Source organism: Paenibacillus humicus NBRC 102415, assembly GCF_004000905.1.
GTDB classification, from domain to species: domain Bacteria; phylum Bacillota; class Bacilli; order Paenibacillales; family Paenibacillaceae; genus Paenibacillus_O; species Paenibacillus_O humicus.
In genome coordinates, this window is record NZ_BIMD01000001.1 from 22,644 (window position 1) to 41,229 (window position 18,586).

17 protein-coding genes are annotated in these 18,586 nt (G+C 61.6%); 11 read left to right on the plus strand and 6 right to left on the minus strand.

Features of this window, described 5'->3' with window-relative positions:
- Positions 1-6: 6 nt before the first annotated feature.
- Positions 7-366 carry a Lin0512 family protein gene (locus PHU01S_RS00110; RefSeq protein ID WP_076355523.1) on the plus strand — a complete coding sequence of 120 codons (360 nt, stop codon included), beginning with the start codon at positions 7-9 and terminating at the stop codon, positions 364-366.
- Positions 367-435: 69 nt separating this feature from the next.
- Complete coding sequence (locus PHU01S_RS00115) at positions 436-1,233, plus strand: undecaprenyl-diphosphate phosphatase (protein ID WP_127505405.1); 798 nt, start codon at positions 436-438, stop codon at positions 1,231-1,233.
- Positions 1,234-1,437: 204 nt separating this feature from the next.
- On the opposite strand, the gene PHU01S_RS25520 is transcribed toward PHU01S_RS00115, so the two are convergent.
- On the minus strand, positions 1,438-1,611 hold the full coding sequence (locus tag PHU01S_RS25520) for a hypothetical protein (RefSeq protein WP_164762916.1): 174 nt from the start codon (positions 1,609-1,611) through the stop codon (positions 1,438-1,440).
- Positions 1,612-2,329: 718 nt separating this feature from the next.
- Here PHU01S_RS25520 and PHU01S_RS00120 point away from each other — a divergent pair.
- Positions 2,330-3,502 carry a WD40/YVTN/BNR-like repeat-containing protein gene (locus PHU01S_RS00120; RefSeq protein WP_127505407.1) on the plus strand — a complete coding sequence of 391 codons (1,173 nt, stop codon included), beginning with the start codon at positions 2,330-2,332 and terminating at the stop codon, positions 3,500-3,502.
- A gap of 220 nt (positions 3,503-3,722) precedes the next feature.
- Here the strand turns inward: PHU01S_RS00120 and PHU01S_RS00125 are convergent, their stop codons facing one another.
- A complete protein-coding gene (locus PHU01S_RS00125) occupies positions 3,723-5,147 on the minus strand; it encodes a hypothetical protein (RefSeq protein ID WP_076355529.1) in 1,425 nt (474 codons plus the stop codon).
- An 84-nt stretch (positions 5,148-5,231) separates the two neighbouring features.
- Positions 5,232-7,595 carry an RNA polymerase recycling motor HelD gene (gene helD / locus PHU01S_RS00130; RefSeq protein WP_127505409.1) on the minus strand — a complete coding sequence of 788 codons (2,364 nt, stop codon included), beginning with the start codon at positions 7,593-7,595 and terminating at the stop codon, positions 5,232-5,234.
- Positions 7,596-7,892: 297 nt separating this feature from the next.
- Here helD and PHU01S_RS00135 point away from each other — a divergent pair, with 297 nt between their 5' ends.
- From PHU01S_RS00135 to PHU01S_RS00165, 7 genes are all read left to right on the plus strand, one after another.
- Complete coding sequence (locus PHU01S_RS00135) at positions 7,893-8,333, plus strand: hypothetical protein (RefSeq protein ID WP_127505411.1); 441 nt, start codon at positions 7,893-7,895, stop codon at positions 8,331-8,333.
- A gap of 68 nt (positions 8,334-8,401) precedes the next feature.
- On the plus strand, positions 8,402-8,962 hold the full coding sequence (locus PHU01S_RS00140) for a macro domain-containing protein (RefSeq protein ID WP_076355535.1): 561 nt from the start codon (positions 8,402-8,404) through the stop codon (positions 8,960-8,962).
- A gap of 158 nt (positions 8,963-9,120) precedes the next feature.
- A complete protein-coding gene (locus PHU01S_RS00145) occupies positions 9,121-10,494 on the plus strand; it encodes a sensor histidine kinase (RefSeq protein WP_127505412.1) in 1,374 nt (457 codons plus the stop codon).
- The gene (locus PHU01S_RS00150) at positions 10,484-11,143 is read left to right on the plus strand and encodes a response regulator transcription factor (protein WP_127505413.1); all 660 of its coding nucleotides are present in this window, start codon (positions 10,484-10,486) and stop codon (positions 11,141-11,143) included. The genes PHU01S_RS00145 and PHU01S_RS00150 overlap by 11 nt, the downstream gene beginning before the upstream one ends.
- Positions 11,144-11,295: 152 nt before the next feature.
- The gene (locus tag PHU01S_RS00155; RefSeq protein ID WP_127505414.1) at positions 11,296-11,745 is read left to right on the plus strand and encodes a thiol-disulfide oxidoreductase DCC family protein; all 450 of its coding nucleotides are present in this window, start codon (positions 11,296-11,298) and stop codon (positions 11,743-11,745) included.
- Positions 11,742-12,707, plus strand: a complete 966-nt coding sequence (locus PHU01S_RS00160) for a DoxX-like family protein (protein ID WP_127505415.1) — start codon at positions 11,742-11,744, stop codon at positions 12,705-12,707. Before PHU01S_RS00155 ends, PHU01S_RS00160 begins: the two co-directional genes overlap by 4 nt.
- Positions 12,708-12,727: 20 nt before the next feature.
- Complete coding sequence (locus PHU01S_RS00165) at positions 12,728-13,435, plus strand: DUF4166 domain-containing protein (RefSeq protein WP_127505416.1); 708 nt, start codon at positions 12,728-12,730, stop codon at positions 13,433-13,435.
- Between the two features lie 180 nt (positions 13,436-13,615).
- Here the strand turns inward: PHU01S_RS00165 and PHU01S_RS00170 are convergent, their stop codons facing one another.
- The gene (locus PHU01S_RS00170) at positions 13,616-14,671 is read right to left on the minus strand and encodes a polysaccharide deacetylase family protein (RefSeq protein WP_164762917.1); all 1,056 of its coding nucleotides are present in this window, start codon (positions 14,669-14,671) and stop codon (positions 13,616-13,618) included.
- A gap of 93 nt (positions 14,672-14,764) precedes the next feature.
- Positions 14,765-17,467 carry a bifunctional lysylphosphatidylglycerol flippase/synthetase MprF gene (mprF, locus tag PHU01S_RS00175; RefSeq protein ID WP_127505419.1) on the minus strand — a complete coding sequence of 901 codons (2,703 nt, stop codon included), beginning with the start codon at positions 17,465-17,467 and terminating at the stop codon, positions 14,765-14,767.
- A 169-nt stretch (positions 17,468-17,636) separates the two neighbouring features.
- Between mprF and PHU01S_RS00180 the strand changes: the two genes are divergently transcribed.
- A complete protein-coding gene (locus PHU01S_RS00180; protein WP_021878572.1) occupies positions 17,637-17,909 on the plus strand; it encodes a hypothetical protein in 273 nt (90 codons plus the stop codon).
- Positions 17,910-18,126: 217 nt separating this feature from the next.
- Here PHU01S_RS00180 and PHU01S_RS00185 read toward each other — a convergent pair whose 3' ends face one another.
- Positions 18,127-18,570 carry a GNAT family N-acetyltransferase gene (locus PHU01S_RS00185; RefSeq protein ID WP_127505421.1) on the minus strand — a complete coding sequence of 148 codons (444 nt, stop codon included), beginning with the start codon at positions 18,568-18,570 and terminating at the stop codon, positions 18,127-18,129.
- Positions 18,571-18,586 lie beyond the last annotated feature (16 nt).

Consider the following 18,586-nt stretch of genomic DNA (forward strand, 5'->3'; position numbering starts at 1 on the left):
GAATTCATGCGGCAAGTAATGTTCATCGAGCTCGGCATGGGGACGGATCTGCATGGACAGAACGTGACCAAGGCTGCGGTAAGGGCTGTGCAGGATGCGATCCACCGCAATTCCATGCCCGGCATCCGCACCGTGCTGCCGGAAGGCAAGCTGGAGAATATGAAGGTGAGGGTGCGGCTGGCCGTGCCCTGCGACGAAGAGAAGCTGGATCTGGAAGCCGTTCGCGCGGAGCTTCCCTACGGGGAGGTTTCCATCGAGGTCGTGGCCGGAGGCATGCTCACGTCGAGCGGCATCGTGCTGGAAGACAAGCAGGACGTGAACGATCTGATCTATGTCGTGCTTGCGTCGGTCGAGGCCGGCTACTGAAGGCGGAGGCGGCAGGCCGAGCCTGGCGCTGCCTGCCGAGTCCATACATAGGAAGTTAGGGGAGCGGATATCTTGGATTATATCAAAGCGATCATATTGGGCATTATTGAAGGCTTGACCGAATTTATTCCCGTATCGTCTACCGGCCACATGATTCTGGCCGCCAAGCTGCTCGATTTCGTCGGCGATCGGGCCACGGTGTTTGAGGTCGTCGTCCAGCTTGGAGCCGTTCTCGCCGTGTTCGTTCTTTATTTCAAGCGTTTCGTCGGGTTCCTCAAATTCGATTTCTCCAAAAAATCCGGCCTTAATCTGATCCACATCATTCTGGGCATGATTCCGGCAGGCATACTGGGCGTCCTGCTGCATGGCTTCATCAAGGAATACCTGTTCAACTTCAAATCGGTTCTGGTCGCCTTGATCGTGGGAGGCATCCTGATGATTTTCGCGGAGCGGTACCAGAAAGGCCGCCTGCCTTCCGCCGATACGGTCGACGACATCACGTACAAGCAGGCGTTCGGGATCGGCATCTTCCAAATTCTCGCGCTGTGGTCCGGCTTCTCCCGGTCCGGCTCCACGATTTCCGGAGGCATCTTCATGGGAACGAGCCAAAAGGCGGCAGCCGACTTCACCTTCATCCTGTCCGTTCCGATGATGATCGGCGCTACCGGCGTCGATCTCATCAAGAGCCGCGACCTGCTCGTGCCGGAGGATTACGGCCTGTTCGCAGTCGGCCTGGTCGTCTCCTTCATTGTCGGCCTCATCGCGGTGACCACGTTCATCAACCTGATCAAGAAGCTCAAGCTCAGCTGGTTCGCTTATTACCGCTTTGCGCTTGCGGCGGTTTTCTTCCTGTTCGTCGTCCTGTAGGACTGCGTCGGCAGGTCGCGGCATCGATCGCATCCATGGACGGGCCGGTTCCTTTCTGGGACCGGTCTTTTTGCCGGCATCAAAATGGAAATGAGGAGGGGAAAGCAGATCCAAGCATCCGACAAGAGGTGCGGATGGGCTGTCCCGGCTCCCGAACGGCAAGACAGCCGGCCATCGCAATGGATGGACCGGCTGCCAGCTGGATTACTTGGCCGTTTCGTTCAGCGGCCTTTCCGTCCCCGTTGCTGCAGGACGGCTGCCCGAAGCTCCGGAAGCCAATGATTTGACGGTGCTGAACAATTTGTCGCGGGCGGACTTGTTGCGCATCAAGTAGGTGACTCCGGCGCCGACGGCAGTAGCGAGCAGTTTTTTGTTCATCGTTGTTCCTCCTTGATTTCGGTTGGATATGTGCTCATTAACCGATTGGACGAGGCGGAAAACGAGACCGCTGAACCTCTTGCAGCCGAAGGATCGCCGTTTCGCCGGGAATGCCTGGCATGACTTCGGGCAAAACGTTGTTTTATCAGGCTCCATAGGGGCAAATAGAACGATAGCTCCCGGACCATAGACTCCGTCCCGCAAGCGGGAAATGAAGAGACTGTCCGTTTGGAAATGCAACATGTCGGCTTCAAATCGCGTTATCAAGATGTCGGGGAAGCCCGTTCGGGAATGGAACGCTGCTGCCGTGATCGCAAGACTCCGCTGCATGAGCGGCCGAATGCGGCGAGCGGTTTTCCCATGCATTTTCCATCTATGTGCGTTGGGCATGATCCCGTGCATCCGGCAGCTATGTATGCGGCAGCATGATCCCGCGCATCCGGCATCTATGTGTGCCGCAAGCATGATCCAGCATCCGGCAGCTATGTGTTCGGCAAGCATGATCCAGCGAATCTGGAAGTTATGTGCGGCAAGCATCGCAGGAGAGTTCCTGCGGTCGAGCAGCAAGCCGAGCTCGAGAATATTCGCATGGACTCCACATGCCGCCATCACGCAGCAAGGAATGCCGCGAATGCCCGCGCCGATGCACGCAAACAGCTTCATGCCCAATCAACCACACCCTGAGAACAGGGTTGCCACAAGGAGAGGTCGCTCAGTCATGAAATCCATTCAACGCCCGTTCATTGCTTCTGCCGCCATTCTCGGCGTTCTCCTGGCTTCGGCCGGTCCCATCGGCAGCCTGGGCAAACCCGGCCTGGCCAATGCGGCGGCTCCGGTCTGCACGGACGGAGACCATGGCATCTTCGCCGGCGAGCCCGCAGGAGGCGGGAGCTTCCGCTTCTCGTCTCTCGACTTCCTGAATCCGACGACCGGAAGGGCCGCCGGCAACGGGTTTTTGATCGGCACCTCCGACGGCGGCTGCAACTGGCAGTCGATCTATCAAGGCACTTGGCAGTTCTCGCAGATGGACTTCGTGTCCAATACGACCGGATGGGCGCTGGCCCGATCCGCGGCGTCCGGACCGAACGCGCTGATCAAGACGGCCGACGGCGGATCCGCATGGGAGAAGCTCAAGCCGGGGACGGCCGATCTGGAGCGGATACGGTTTCTGGACGCATCGCGCGGATTCGGGTACAGCCGCGCCTTTTCCTACTATACGTCGGATGGCGGGATCAGCTGGAGCAGGATTCCGACGCCTCCGAACACGCGGGGCGCTGAGTTCTCCAGCCGCAACACCGGCTGGGCGGTCGTCGTCGATCCATCCAAGGGATACCGGCTGGAGCAGACGCTGGACGGGGGCAGGAGCTGGGCGGCCAAGCTGTCGGTCTCGTCCGACGCGCCGACCGGAGGCGTCGTGCGCGTGTCCGGGCAAGCCGTGTGGGTGATGCTCATGGGAGGAGCGGGCATGTCGCAGCAATCGTATTCGCTCTTTGCTTCCTCGGATTCGGGATCGACATGGATCCGGACGATCGGACAGAATACGGCCGGAGGCGGACACGCCCCCGGCGAAGGAGAAGCCGTTACCGGCATGGGGCCCGCTTCTCCGGGAGGGCATCCCGGCGAGCTGGAGCTGATCGGCGCCACGGCCATTCTGTCCGGCTACTCTCCTGCGGCCGGCAAGGTCGGCATCGGCCGCTCCTCGGATGGTGGCAGAACTTGGAGCAGCGGCGGCATGCTGCCGGGATTCGGGGGCGCGGCGATCAGCTTCGCGAGTCCCGCCATCGGCTGGATCACCGTCGACGGCGACGGCGGGACGGCGGTCTACTCCACCAGGGACAGCGGCAAAAGCTGGACCAAAAACATTGGAGTATCGGCAAAGCCATCCTTGTAGGAGAAGGGCCGGAAGCCTGGAGCGATGCAGAGGGCCGAGCCTTCATGCTGGCGGGCATGAAGGCCTAGATGTCGTGAAACGACGGGAAATTTGAAGCCTGGGACGAAAAAGCCCGAATCCCACCAGGATGATAAATCCTGAATCCAAACAGGACGAAAAAGCCTGAAGCCCCTTTCATGGGCTTCAGGCTTTTGTCGTTCGGCGGGCAGCAACAAAGATCTTAGAGCAGGAAGATCGCCGCGACCGTCGTCACGGCGAGTCCGATCAGCACCGGCTTCAAATTGCGGCGCGCGAGCTCGAACGGGCTGACGCCGCAAATCGCCGCCGCCGGAATGAGCGCCCACGGCACCAGCGTGCCGCCGCCGACCCAGATGGCCGCGATCTGCCCCAGCGCGGTCAGCGTGTCGGTTCCCGAACCGATCGCCGTGCCGAACAGATGGGCGATCGAGCCGGCCAGCGAGATGCCGGAGAACCCGGAGCCGTCGAGGCCGGTTATGGCGCCGGCCGCCGTCAGCGTCACGGCTGCGACGGTTCCGTTGACCGGTACGGCGTGGGCCAGCGCGACGCCCAGATCGTTGACGATGCCGTGGGAGCCGGCGGGGAGGGCGGCTTCGCCGAACAAGGACGGCAGGGCGGAGTCGCCGAGGTAGAAGAATGCCGCGATCGGGATGACCGGACCGAACACCTTGAAGCCGAACAGAAAGCCGTCCACGATGTAGGCGGTCGATTTCTCCAGTCCCGCGCCGCGGTGGGCAAGCATGGACAGAACGACCGTGATCAAGGCTGCGGTTCCTCCGATGAGAGCGGTCGCGTCCCCTCCCTGCAGCTTGAGGGCGAACATGACCGCGACGTCGGCGGCGAACAGGAGCGGGATGAGGACGGCGAGCGCTCTCTTGGCGCCGATGCCAAGGCCGGCGGACTGCGGTGACGGCCGGTCATGCGCATCGCTGCCGAAAATCGAACCTGCGGAGCCGGAGCCGACAAGACCGTCGCGCCAGGCGCCGGACTTCTGGTCGCGTCTCATGAACCAATAGGCCGTTACAGTCGTGACGACGCCCATGACGATGACGAGCGGCACGCTCGCTTCCATGACCTGGGACACCGGCAGGCCGGCCGCGTCCGCCGTCAGCTTGGGAGCGCCCTGGATGATGTAATCTCCCGACAACGCGATGCCGTGGCCGAACAGGTTCATCGCCATGGCAGCCCCGAGAGCCGGAAGTCCAACCCGCAGGGCGACCGGCAGCAGGACGGCTCCGATCAGCGCGACGGCTGGAGAAGGCCAGAAGAAGAACGATACGACCATCATGATGAGGCCGATTCCCCAGAAGGCCATTCCCTGAGAGCGGATCAGTCCCGTGAACGGCCGGATCATCACCTCGTTCACTCCGGTTTCCATGAGCAGCCGGCTCATGGCGACGATGATGGAAATAATGAGGATGGTTCCGGACAGTTCCTTAATCGCATAAATAAGGCTGTTGAACGTTCCGCTGACCGCGCCGCTCAGCGTGCCGCTCGCCAGCAAGCCGATGATGCCGATGCCGAGCACGCAGACGACCGTCGTATCGCGGCGCATCGCCATGAAGGCGACGATGACGCCGATCAGCAGCAGGTAAACCCAATGGATGGCTGTGAGCGTGAGCTCCATGAATCCGTCTTCCTCTCCCGACAGGATGTCTGTCTATGACATCCTATGCGGAAGCGGAACTGGGCGTTCATCCGGGCTGCGCGTTCAATTTTTCGCTGACAGGGAAGTCTCCAGCCTGTAGGTACCATCCGCCGCCTCGAGGATGAAGCGGCTTGGTTCGCCCGGGCTGAACAGCAGCAGGCGGTGCATCGCTCTCGTGCAAGCCGTGTAGAACAGCTTGCGCAGCCGTTCTTCTCCGTACGCTTCGGCCGAAGCGTCATGGATGAGCACGGAGTCGAATTCGACGCCCTTGGCCAGATAAGCGGGAATGACCATAAGGCCGCTCTGGAATGTGGCGGTATCCTTCGTGACGAGGCGCAGCTCCTCCAAGCCCGGATAGGAGCGCAGTGCTTCCCACGCCGCCTTGCTCTCGGCCGCCGTTTTGCAGATGACCGCCGCGGAGCCGGACCCGGCTTGCCTCAGCTCCAGCAGGCTGGCGGCAAGAAGGCGGTCCCGCTCGGCCATGCCGGCGGAGGCGAGCACCTCGGGCAGCTCCCCGGGACGGTCGAATGGAATGATGGCATCGCCCCCCGGAAGCATCGAGCGGGTGAACTCGACGATCGGACGGGTAGAGCGGTAGCTGCGGCTGAGCAATATCGTTTCCGTTTCCTCGGCCCCGTATAGACCGGCCAGCAGGGCATTGCCTTCGAGTTCTGTGGAGTGGGCGAAGATGGCTTGGTTGAAGTCGCCGAGCGCCGTCATCTTCGCGAATGGAAACAGCCGTTTCAGGAACTGGAACTGGAACGGGGAGTAGTCCTGGGCTTCGTCGACGAGCACGTACCGGATGCCGGTATTGGTGCGGAAGCCCTGGACCAGCTCCGTCAGATAAAGCATGGGCGAGGCGTCCTCGTAGGGAAGACAGCGTTCGGCAAGCCGTTCGCGAGTGAAGCGGCATACATCCGCCCAGGACGGCGGCAGGCCGGGTCCGGCGGCATCTTCCCGGAACAGCTGCAGATAAAGGTTGTGCATATCGATCCACGCCAGCCTTGCGGCCATCCGGCGCAGCGGCTTGAAAGCCTCGCGGACGAGCTGCTCCCGCAGCAGCCTTTCCTCCAGCGCGCTCTCGTCAAGCTCCCCGCCGCTCTTTCCCCGCTGCTTGCGCATTTGATTGTAGATGCTCTGATAACGGTCATTGTCGAGATATTCGATTTCGTTGCGCACCCATTCCTCGGCGCATTCCTCCTGCTCCAGCCTAGCCAGCTCCTCCAGGAGCCAGTCGCGCAGCAGCTCGATGCGGTTCGGCAGCCGGATATGGGGCTCGCAGCCGTAGAAGCGGGCGCCGATGTCTTCGCGGCTGATGAGCAGCTTGCCCCTGAACTTGAAGCCGCGGAATTTCATGCCGGAATGAAGCAGGCTGTCCGCGAACGATTGGATCGATTCCAGGAAGCCCGCGGAGTTTTTGTAGCGGATGGCCTCGAGGCGCAGGCTGCGCCGGGCGGCGTCGCCGGAATCGTCCAATATCGCTTCGAGCTGGTCATTGATGTCCTCGATGTCGTACCGGCGGCCCAGACGCGACTCCACATACTGCTGGAATGTCGTTTGCCGGATATTCTCCTCGCCGAGCTCAGGCAGCACCGAGGAAATATAGCTGTTGAACATCGGATTGGGGGAGAACAGCACCATCTGGTCCGCGCCGATCCGCGTGCGGTGCTTATACAGCAGGTATGCCACCCGCTGCAGAGCGGCGGATGTCTTGCCGCTGCCGGCGGCGCCCTGGACGATCAGCAGCCTGGAGAGATCGTTGCGGATGATGGCGTTCTGCTCCCGCTGGATCGTCCCGACGATGGACTGCATCTGGGAGGTCGAGCTGCGGCTGAGAGCTTCCTGCAGCAGCTCGTCGCCGATGGTCATCCCTGTGTCGAACATGGCCTTGATGACGCCGTCGCGAATGGTGAACTGCCGCTTCAGCGTCATTTCGCCTTCGATGAGCCCCCCAGGGGTGTCGTAGGAAGCGGGCCCGGGTCCGTAATCGTAATAAAGGCTGGCTACAGGCGTTCTCCAATCGTAGACGAGGAAGCTCTCCCCGTCTTCGGTGAGGAAGGAGGCGGTGCCGATATAGACCGGATCGGTGCTGCCGCCGGCTTCATTTTCTTGAAAATCGATGCGGCCGAAATAGGGAGACGGCAGAAGGCGGCGCATTTTCGTCAAACCTTCCCGCAGATGGCGGTGGCTGCGCTCGCGCTCGGAGAGGATTTCCGCCTGCTGCTTCATGCTTATCGCCGTCTCCAGCCGATCGTCGCCGGCCGTCAGGTTGACGGTCACATCATCCCAGAAGTCGGCGCGGATATCGACAACCTGCGTTTTGAGATCCGATACGAGCGGCTCGTCGCGAGCGATCCTCGTCTGCAGCTCCCCGCGCACGGCATCGACGCGGTCCTGCTCCTGCTTCCATACCTCGCGGTTTGCCATGGGGCACTTCCTTTCCTTGGTTCGTATTCACCGGCTGTCAGCCTGCCGAAAAAAAGATTGACGGCAGGGGAGAAGGGGTGTATAATACGATTGAGATAAATGTGATTTAGCTCATTTCTTTTGACCATCTAATGGATCATATCATTTATTGGCTTCTATTTCAATATACACAGGTCGGATCCCTTGATCCGGCCTTTATTTATGTTCGCCCTTAATTATGATTCTCCTCCGTCCTGCTCGGGAATATAACGGCCTTCCTTCGGATATGTATGAGCGAGAATGGAGGGGGGATGGACGGTGATCCGGTTCAATTCGGTTTGGATAACGACTCCCGCTCAGGCTGAGCGCTACGGCCGTCAGCTGGAGCTTCCGGCAGGCAGGCAAGATGAGGACTTCCCGCGGATGCGTCTGCTGCTCTCCCGCAAGATCATTCCTTTTATCGCCTACGGGCAGCTCACGCTTGGTGACAAGGAAGCGGCCTTCGAGCCGCTCAACCCGACCTTCTCCTCCGTGGCGGTGTATCAGTTCTACAACCTGAACAGGCGTCTTGTTTTCAGCTATGAATACAGCGACCTGATCGTGAGGAAATTTCCGCAGCCGGTGCCGAATCCGCTTCCCGTCTATGGAGACTGGGTATCGATCGCCAGCCGCTCCAGCAGCGTGGAATACTGGCTGGCATCCTCCAGTCCCGGCGCTCAGCTGTACCCTTGGCTGGTCAAGAGCGGAAAAAAACGGTAACTCCGATTCAACAGCGTCCTCCTGGAGTAAGTACTGGGTAGAATGTAAGCGGGAGGAAGGCGAAGACGATGACGATCCAGATCAATTCCACGCTGCTCGAGACGGTCCAGGGAGACATTGCCCGCATAGAAGCCGATATTATTGTCAATGCCGCCAATGCCAGCCTTTCCGGCGGCGCGGGCGTAGACGGGGCGATCATGCAGGCTGGCGGCATCGCCATACACGACGAGCTGATGCTGATTCGCAACGACAAGGGAGGCTGCTCCACCGGAGACGCGGTCATTACGACGGCGGGCAAGCTTCCGGCAGCCTATGTCATCCATGCGGTCGGACCGGTGTGGCAGGGCGGCGGCCACGGAGAGAAGCGTCTGCTCGCCAGCTGTTACCGCAGAGCGCTGGAGATCGCCGACGCCAGCAAGGCTTCCAGCATCGCTTTTCCGGCCATCAGCACCGGCATTTACGGATATCCCAAGGAAGAAGCGGCGGCGATCGCTTTTGCCGAGGTGAAGGCATATATCAAGAGGCGCGAGGACACTTCCATCAAAAGAATCACGTTCGTCTGCAAGGATGAGGAAAATTGCCGTTGTTACGGCATGCAGATGAAGCAGGCCTATCTGGCCTCCGGCTAGGCCTGCGGCTGGACCGGCATCCGTATAGACGGGTGCCGGTTTTTTGATTTTCTGTCCTTGCCCGATCGGGCTTGGCCGCCGCATTGCCGAATTCCTCCAAGCTGCTCAAGCCAATTATCCGATATAATGGCAGTATGAGCTGACAAAGGGGTGGATCCGTGCTTTATTATTTCGCGGCTCTGACAGCCGCAGGGGCGGCAGCCTGGCTGGCGCGGCCGCAGGAAGCGGTCAACCGCTGGGCTGCCATCTTCATGCTGACGGCGGCTTCGGGAGGCTTGACGGAGCAGCTTCGGCAGCGGGGACTGTCAGGCTTCGCGGAGGCTGCCGGATTGTTCAATGCATGCCTGACTCCTTACGCGGTCCTCATTTTCTGCCTGCTGTATGGCGGCTTCCTGCCGTCAAGCAGGCAGCGGACGGCCGCCAAGCTGCTGCTGCTGGCGCCGCCGGCTGCATCTGCCGCCGGCGCTTGGCTGCTGGCGCCCGCACATGCCCCGAACTACGGCATGCTGCTGGTATGGGCGGGGCCCTATTACGCCGCAGCCTGCGCATGCCTCCTCGTGTCGCTGCACAGGGAGCGGCATGCCGCCAGCCGCAGGAGCAGACTGGCCTTGACGGCCGTCATGGTGCCGACGCTTCTCGGAGTCCTGGGCTTTATCAACGTCGGCCGCGCGCTGCGGCCCCAGTACGATTTCTTTCCCTATGTGGCCATGTTCATCGCCTATTCGATGGGAGCCGCTCTGGTCGCCATTTTTCTTTACGGCGTTCTCGGCATCAGGCTCCGCGTAGAGCGCGATCCCGTCGAGAGCGCGATGCGGACGGCAGGCATGGGCGCTTCGATGCTGAGCCATTCTCTGAAAAACGAAATCGGCAAAATCAAGATCGGAGCCGAGCTGCTCGATCGGGAGCTGAACATGGCGGAGCCTCGGCTCGCGGCGGAGGGCAGCGCGGCAGAAAGCCTGGAGCTGATCCGGGATTCCGCCGATCGGATGCTGGATGCGGTGACGAGAATTCACGGCCAGACGAGGGAGATGGATTGGCGGGAGCAGCATTGCCGCCTGGACGAGCTGCTGCTGCGTTCCGTTGCCCGATGCAGCGCCGCCGCCGCTCTCCGCGGCGTCTCGCTCGCTGCAGGCGATATCCGTTCTGCTGCGCATGTGAGCTGCGATCCGTTCCATCTCGAGGAAGCGCTCGTGAACGTCATCTCCAACGGAGTTGAAGCGGCTGGTCCGGGAGGGACCGTCTCGGCAAGCCTGCTGCGGGAGCGGAGAAGGCTTGTCGTTCGGATCGCCGACGACGGCCCCGGCATCGCCGCCGTCCATCTGCCCTATCTGTTCCTGCCCTTCTACAGCACGAAGCAGGGAAGGAGCAATTATGGAATCGGCTTGTCGTATGTGTACCAGGTCATGAAGCGGGCCGGAGGCAGGGTCCGCGTCAGCACAGTCGAAGGAACCGGCACGACGCTCGAGCTGACGATGGCGCCAAGCCGTATGCCGGATGGAAAAAGGGAGGCTGGACCAAGGAATGGGAAATGAGCATGACAATCGGCTGATCCGGATCTTGATGGTGGAAGACGACCCGGACTGGATCCGCGCGATGAGCCGCTTTCTGAGCGCCGAGCCGGATATGCTCCTGGCAGCTTCCGCGCGTGGGCCGGAAGAGGCCCTTAAGGTGGCCACCGCCTTGGAATATGATGTCGTCCTGATGGACATCCAGCTCGGCGAAGGTGTCCGGGACGGAATAAGAGCAGCCGCCGACCTGCTGGAGCTGCGGAATTCGCCGATCATCATGCTGACCTCCGTAGGCGAGGAGTCGGCGATGACCCGGGCATTCGGTTCCGGCGCGGTGCAGTACATCGAGAAGACGGACTACCGGGAGCTGCCGGCCGCGATACGCAAGGCCGTATCCCAGCCGGCGCCCATGGCGGCTCTGCTGAAGGAGTTCCGCAGGCTCAAGCGGGAGGAGCAGCTTCAGCCGCTTACTCCATCCGAGCGGGAGGTGTATGAGCTGATCGAGCGCGGCACGACCCAGGCCGAGATCGGCAGAAGGCTCTTCAAGAGCGAGAGCACGCTGAAAAACCAGGTGAACCGGATCCTCAAGAAGCTCGGCGCGCGCAGCAGCCGCGAAGCGGTGCGCAAAATCAAGAGAGGCGACGGGGACGGCGCCGGAATAGAGCGGGATTGAGCGGAACGCGGCGGCATATGCACGGCAAAGAGGGCCTACGGAATGTAGGCCCTCTTTGCCGTTCCCTCCTCTTCTTTTGAGGCCTGACGCTGTCTCCGCAGCAGCGATACGATAGAAGCAGCAGAAAGGGCTATGAAAGGGAGGGCTGTACAATGAAACGATCGATCGCTCTCGTAGACGGGAACTGCGCGCTTTGCAATGCGCTGACACGATTCGCCGCCGATCGGGATCATGATGACCGGCTACGCTTCGCGGCGCTGCAATCCGAAGCAGGCAGCGTCATTTTGGAGCGGCACGGGTTGAAGGCGGCAGAAACAAACAGCTTCGTCTTGGTGAAGGAAGGCGAAGTCTATACGAAGGGAACAGCTGCCATGATCTTGCTGCGAATGCTTCGAGGCGGGAGGCTGCCCGCTATGATGCTGCAGGCGCTGCCTTCCGGCATCAGGGATATCGGCTATGACGCTCTGGCCAAGCTCCGGCACCGGCTGGCGCCGCATGGAGGCTGCAGCCTGCTGGATGCGGAACGCATTCGAGGCAAGCGGGTGGTAAACGCCGAAGAAGCTCTCCAATTGCTTGGCGAGGATAAGGAGGCGGAAAAATGAGCCGAACCGGGAACAAAAGCCTAGTTGGGAAAATCTCCGTCCAGCCGATCTACGTCGAGATGAGGATGCGCTGCGGTGTCGAGGAGCTTTGGCATCTGACCCAGCAGCCCAAGCTGCATGAACGCTGGGATCTTCGGTTTACGTCCATCGACTTTCTGCCGCAATCGGAAGGACGGGAGGGCAGGCGGTTCCGCTACCGGACGCGGATCGGCTTCGGCGCGGCTGTGGAAGGCTTCGGGACAACGAAGACGAGGCCGCACTCCGCCGCCGGCCGGAGGCTATCCACTTTAAGGTTCTCTTCCTCGCAAAAATGGTCGTTGCTCCGGTCTGGTGCGGGATACTGGCAGTATGAGGAAACGGGGGAAGGGCTGCGGTTCATGACCCGCTACACGTACTCGACCCGGTTTGGAACCGCCGGGAAGCTGGCGGACCGGTATATGTTCCGGCCTCTCATGGGATGGGCGACGGCGTGGAGCTTCGATCGTCTCCGGATGTGGGCCGAGAAGGGGTGGCAGCCGGAGCTGGTCGCCGCTATGGCTGCGATTCATCTGGCGTCCATTACTGCTCTTGCGGGCATGTGGCTCTACGAAGGCATCGTGCCGAAGCTGCTCCACGACTCCGGCACGGAGCTCGGCATGCTGGCGGGGCTTGGCCTGACATCGACGGCGCAATCATTGGCCCTGCAGCTGCTCGGCTGGGGAGAAGCTGCCGCGGCCGTCATTTTAGTGGCCTGCAGGCATTCCCGAGCGGTCATCATCATCCAGGCCGCCTGCCTGCTGCTGCTGTCCGTATGCGGAGCCGCGCTCCGGCCGGAGCTGCTGGCCGAGCCGTTCAATCCTCTGACGACCACGATTCCGCTGCTCGTGCTGTCGGCGGCAGCAGCGATTGCGGTCCCTTATTGCCCCCGGGCTTCGAGATGCCTGCGCAAGCAGCCGAGGGCAAAAGGGGGGAGGAGCCTGTGAAAAGGAAGGAGTCTGAAGTGATGGACAGGTTCAAGGGAGCCGGACAGAGCGCCGGCAAGTCGATCTACGAGCTTGCGCTCGGGAATGAATTCAGCAAGCTGCATCCTCGTATCCGGGAGCGCTTCTCCTTGCACAGCGGCTCGGCATCCGCGGCCGTAGGCAGAGGGACAATGGATGCTGTCTGGCATCACCCTCTGGCCAAGCTTCCGCTCCATATCGGCAAGATGCGGAATATCATGTTTCCGGAGAGCGGTGCATCCGTTCCGTTCACGGTGGAGAATTACAGCTACAAGGACCGGTTCGGCAGGGAAACCGTCACCTGGATCCGCACCTTCCGGTTCCCGAAGCGGATCCGCCGCTTCGATGCGACGATGATATTCAGCCGCAGCCGCGGCTGCATCGTCGACTATCTCGGCAACAAGCAGCATTTGGCAGTCGATCTCGATATGGAAGCGACGGCGGCGGGCGGCATCCGGCTGCGTTCGGGAGAACAGCGGTTCTACGAGGGCTGGGCGGGATTCCGCTTCCCGGATGCTTTTACCGGCCAAGCGGACGTGGAGGAGTGGTTCGACGACGAGGCGGGTCTGTTCCGCGTCCGTGTCGAGGTGAAAAGCCCGCTTCTGGGCGATGTGTTCCGTTATGAGGGCCGTTTCGAGAACAGTATGGAACGGGCTGGAATCGCCGTGCCCCCGCATGTGCTTCCCATTCGCACGGAGCGTCGGGAATGACAAGACCCCCGCTTGCCGGCTGGCATATCGGGGGCCGATTGCTGTCGTCAGGATGCTTGGAAAGCGATGGCGGCAGAAGCGGCAGTCCTTCTGCGAGCCAGGGAAGCACCGGGAGCAGTGGATGCCGAGGAAGCTGCCGGAGTCAAAGAAAGCTGCCGATGCAGAGAAAGCTGCCGGAGCCTAGGAAGCCGTTGCAAGCGTCGAAGGCATCGTCCGGCGCAAGGGCGGCATCGCCGAAGCGAGCCTGTTCAGCTCGGCTGCGATCGCCGCAGTCGAGATTGCCGGGGATCCGGCATTGACCCGAGGCAGAAGCAGCGGATCGGAGGTTCGGCTTGCGAGTCCGGGAGCTGTCGTGAAGGCGTATTTGATTCCCTGCGCCCGCAGCAGGGAGACCGCTTCCGGCGTATGCAGGCCGTACGGATAAGCGAACGAATCCACCGGACGAGAGTTGAGCGGCCGAAGGCTGGATAGGCATTTAATCGTGTCGGCTGTAATTCGGGCCCGGTAATCGGCGTCGCTTTCGAGCCTGCCGGCACGGAGAATGCGGCCTGTGAGCAAGTCATGGCGCCGGTCGATTTTGACATGCAGCGCGTCGGTATGAGCCTGGACCTCCATGGCGGGATCGTCGGTTTCCATCTTCTTGATCTCCGCGGGCGTCATATGCGGCGTGTAGACGAGAGCCGAAGGGCTGAAGTCGCCGGTAATGACGAAGCAGGCTCCGGCAAGGCCGCGCTGCTTCAGAATCGGATAGGCATAACGGTAAAAGCTCTCATAGCCGTCGTCGAATGTAACGAGCAGCGAGCCTTTCGGCACGCTTTGCTTGCCCAGCATGAACATTCGGAACTGCTGCAGCGAGATGATCCGGTAGCCGATCTTGCGGAGACCGTCGAGCTCGGAGGCGAACTGCCCCGGCGTGATCGCGTCGGCTCCGGCTGCGGTCGGCTCGATGTCGTGGTACATGAGCACGCCGACTTTGCCGGTGAAGGAAGCCGGAACGGCCGCAGGGACCGGCAGTTCCCGGGCTGAGGCGGCGCCTCCGCTTGCCGGAGCTCCTTCCTTGTGCTTGCCGCGAGCCGGGAGCTGGCTCCAGCCTTGCTCCCGGGAACCGGGGAGCTGCGCGGCGGAATGTCCGGCGATAGGCCGGCCGGCGATGCCGCGAAGCAGGATAAGGCCAAGCAAGCCCGCCGCGATTAACACGGCGGCAGAGCCTGCCGCCAAAGGAATTTTCCATTTCATATCTTCTGCCTTCTTTCGCATCCGTGTCGTATCGGAGCGTATCATCCGAAGCTTAAAGCCAGCTGAACAGGAGATGACGAATCGGCTTCAGCGCTAGTCCGCTTTCCGGGAGACAAGCCGGACGAGATCGAGCAGCAGCAGCGGCAGGCTCGCTCCTTCGGGATAAGCCAAGTAGCGCGGCTCCCAGGCGGGGTCGAACTTTTCCTTGTAGCGGCGCAGTCCCTGGAATCCGTACCAATGCCCTCCATATTGGAACACGAGCCGGGCAAGCTTCTCCTCGCGGAAGGACTTGCTGCTGCCGCCTACGCTGGCCAGCGGAGCCATGCCGAGATTGAAGCGTTCGAAGCCTTCGGCCTTGCACCATTCCAGCAGGCGGATGAACAGCAGGTCCATCACGCCATTGGGGGCGCCGGGCAGATGCCGCATCAGATCGACCGACATCGTCCTGCCGCCGTCCTCCGACGGGGCGAGCGAGGCGAAGGCCGCCGTCCTGCCGTCCGGGCCGCTGATCAGCGCAATCGGAAAACGCTGCAAATAGTCTTCCTTGAACCAGCCGAGCGAGAAGCCTTTCTCGCGGCGGCCGCCGAGCCAGGCGTCGGACACCGTCCGCAGCTCGTCCATGAGCTCGCGGTTGTGCGGAGGCGCCGCCATGCGGAAGCTGAAGCCTTCCCGGTCGAAGCGGTTGCGCACGCTGCGCAGGGCGGCCTGGCTTTTGCCTGCAAGCGTGAAGGCGGCAGGATCGGCGAAGGCTTCTTCCCCGAGCTTGAAAAAGCGCAAGCCGTTCTCATGATAGACGGGGAGATAGTCCGGACTTGCCTGGTAAAAGACGGGCGTCATCGCATAACGGTCCGCGTACGCCTGGAATTCCTGCACGGCCCGGCTCGCATGCTCCATCGGACCGAGCGGATCGCCGAGAGCGACCAGCCTGCCGCGGATGACGGCATAGGGAATAAGCGCTTCGCCGTCTGCGGCCCAGAAAAGGCTCTTGTCGCCTGTATACAGAATCGGAGTGAGTGGATTGCCCTGCTTGCCTCCGACAAAGGCAGAAAGCTTCTCCAGGTCCTGCTCATCCGGAGCCGAGCCCGGCGGCCGGCCGGGACGCAGCAGCAGGAGGGCGGCGAGGAAGATCCAGGCTCCGGCAAGTCCCAGAGCGGCGCCTGCCGCATGCTCGCCGGACGACAGCAGCAGGCTGCGGTCGAACGAGCGCGGAAGATGATGCAGGAATCCTTTGCCGGAATGGTCGGCGACAAAGCTGTACAGAAACGCCACCACGGCGGATATGCCCAGCATGGCCCCGATCCGGCCCGCCCCGAGCGGCGCGCTTCGGCGATAGAAGCGGGAACGGGAAATCCACAGCAGCAGGGCGACGAGGAGCAGGAACAGGGCTTCCTCATAGTCGAACGCCTTGGCGAAGGTGAAGCCTGCGCCTGCGACGAGCAGGACGAGAACGGCGATGTAAGCCCGCTTCACCTTGAGAGAAATTCCTCTCGACAGCATGACGAGCACGATTCCGATCATGACGGAAAGATGATGGGAAATATGCATGACCGGCAGCGTGAGCAGCCCTTCGGTCAGCTCCAGCCTGCCGAGCAGGCCCGGCGTCGCCGCGGACAGCAGCAGCACCGCTCCGGCCGCGAGCACGAGCTTGGAAAGCGCCCATACGCCGACATCTCCGATATAAGCGTTCTGTCCGGGCCAGGACCAGAACCGCTGCCAGGCGTTGAACGCATTCTGCATTTTGCCGTTCTCGGTCAACGGATTCCGCTTGCGGCGGGGAATGAGCTCGATCGCGGCCATCATGAGGCCGATGATCCATGGGATCAGATAATAAAAGATGCGGAACAGCAGAAGGATGGCGAGCGCCCGGTTGGCATGGCCGCCGTACAGCTGCAGTCCCAGCACGGCGATGAGGTCGAAGGCGCCTGCGCCTCCAGGCGCCATGCTCACCAGGCCGGCCACTGCGGCCGCGACATAGATGCCGAGCACCGTATCGACAGGCAGCTCCGGCAGCATGATGTGCGCCGCAAGCGTGAATACCGCCGCCGCCGACAGCCATTCCAGCAGGGAAGCGCCGAGGCTTGCCGTTATGACGCGCCAGGGCAGCTGGCTTTCGCCCCGGTTGAACCAGCGGGCGTACAATTTGGAGCGCTGCATGGCCAGAAACAGCGGAACGTACAGCGCCATGCCCCAGACGGCCGGGTACAGCCAGGGGTGCGCATCGAACAGCTTGGAGGCACGGAGGAGGCCGAGAGCGTCTCCCCAGGCCATGATGGACAAGCCGGCGATCATGACCGGCGACAGGAAGACGACGGCTTTGGCCGCTGTCTGCACCGGCACGCCCTCGCCCCTGTAGAGCAGCGCCCTGAGGCCGGCTCCGGTGAAGCCGGCGAAGCCGAGCACGTTGTTGGACGTATTGGCGATCCATCCGAAGCGGAAGGTCGTCCAGCGGCTCATCTCGAGCCTGAAGTGGCGGCGGACGACAAAGTCGTAGCCGCTCATGGCGGCCGCGGCGGCAAGGCCTGCCGCCAGCAGCAGGAGCATGTCCCTGTCCGGCAGCCGCCGCAGCTCGCGGAGCATCGTGCCGGCCGACATGTCATGGAACAGATGCCTGCCTTCAAAAAAGACAAGTCCGATGACGAATAGCGGCAGCAGCAGGCGCAGCGCCTTGATCCGATAGATCGGCTCAAGCGTCTTGACAGCTTTTATCCACGGACGGGATTCGGCGTTGCGGCCTTCCTGTTCTTCCTCGCAAGCCTTGTTTTCGTCGGTCGGGTGGGTCGGATGGGATGGATTCATTGCGCTGTCCGCCTTTCCTGAAAATGCCGGATGACTTCCTGTCCTTCGTATGTTATCACACCCTCCCCGCTTTTTCTTCCGTCCGCCGCCGCAGCCGGGACCATGGCGCTGGAAATCCGGGACAAGGTTAAGTATGATAAGGTCATGAACGACGAGGGGGAAGCAGCAGGTGAAGTGGGAAATCATCCATGCCGAGATGACGGTTGCCGAAGACGGCGGTTATGTCGGACAAGTGCAATTCAAGATCGAAGGACATAAGCAGGCATACGAAATTGCGCTGCAGAGCAACAAGAGAGGCAAGGACTGGGCATACGGCTTGTTTTTCAAGGACGAAGCCGGGCCGGAAGCGGAGATCGAAGCGGTGGAGGAGGAGCTCGAGGACAACGACGAGTTCTACGACGCCTTGATCGCGGCCGCCAAGGACGCTCTCAAGCAAGACTAGCCGGACGTAAAATTGAAAACCCGCATGCGAGGGCGACTCCGCATGCGGGTTTTTGGCGTTCTCTGCCTGATGGATCCCATCTTTAGTTGCGTTGCCTGGAAGAAAGGGCGGCAGGAAATTCGATGAAACGGTAGAATGGCGCTGTTCCAAAATGGAATATAATGCGAAAATCAGTGAACAGCGAATTCCTGGAGGCCATTCATCCTTCCGTCCGGAACTAGCTCAGCTCCTTGCTCATCCTGACATGCGGTATTCCTGCATCGAGGAAAATGTCGGGCGACACGGGCTTGTACCCGAGCTTGGCGTAGAACGGCTCCGCCTGGCATTGGGCGTCAAGCACGGCGCGGCCGTACCCTGCTTCCCGAGCGGCTTGCTCCATCGCCTGCACGATGGCGGAGCCGGCGCCGCGGCCGCGCATGGAGGCCAGGACAGCGATCCGCTGCAGCTTGGCGCTGCTTCCTTCGAAAGCCTTGACCCGGCCCGTTCCGACCGGCGCGGCGTCATCGGTCAGGAGAACGTGGATGCACGACTCCGGAGACTCGTCGTAGTGGTCGAGCTCCTCTTCGATGGAAACTCCCTGCTCCCGGACGAACACTTCCCTGCGGATATGGAGGCATTGCTCCAGCTGTTCTTTCGTTTGGACTCTAGTTGCAGACAACATTCGTCATCATCCCTTC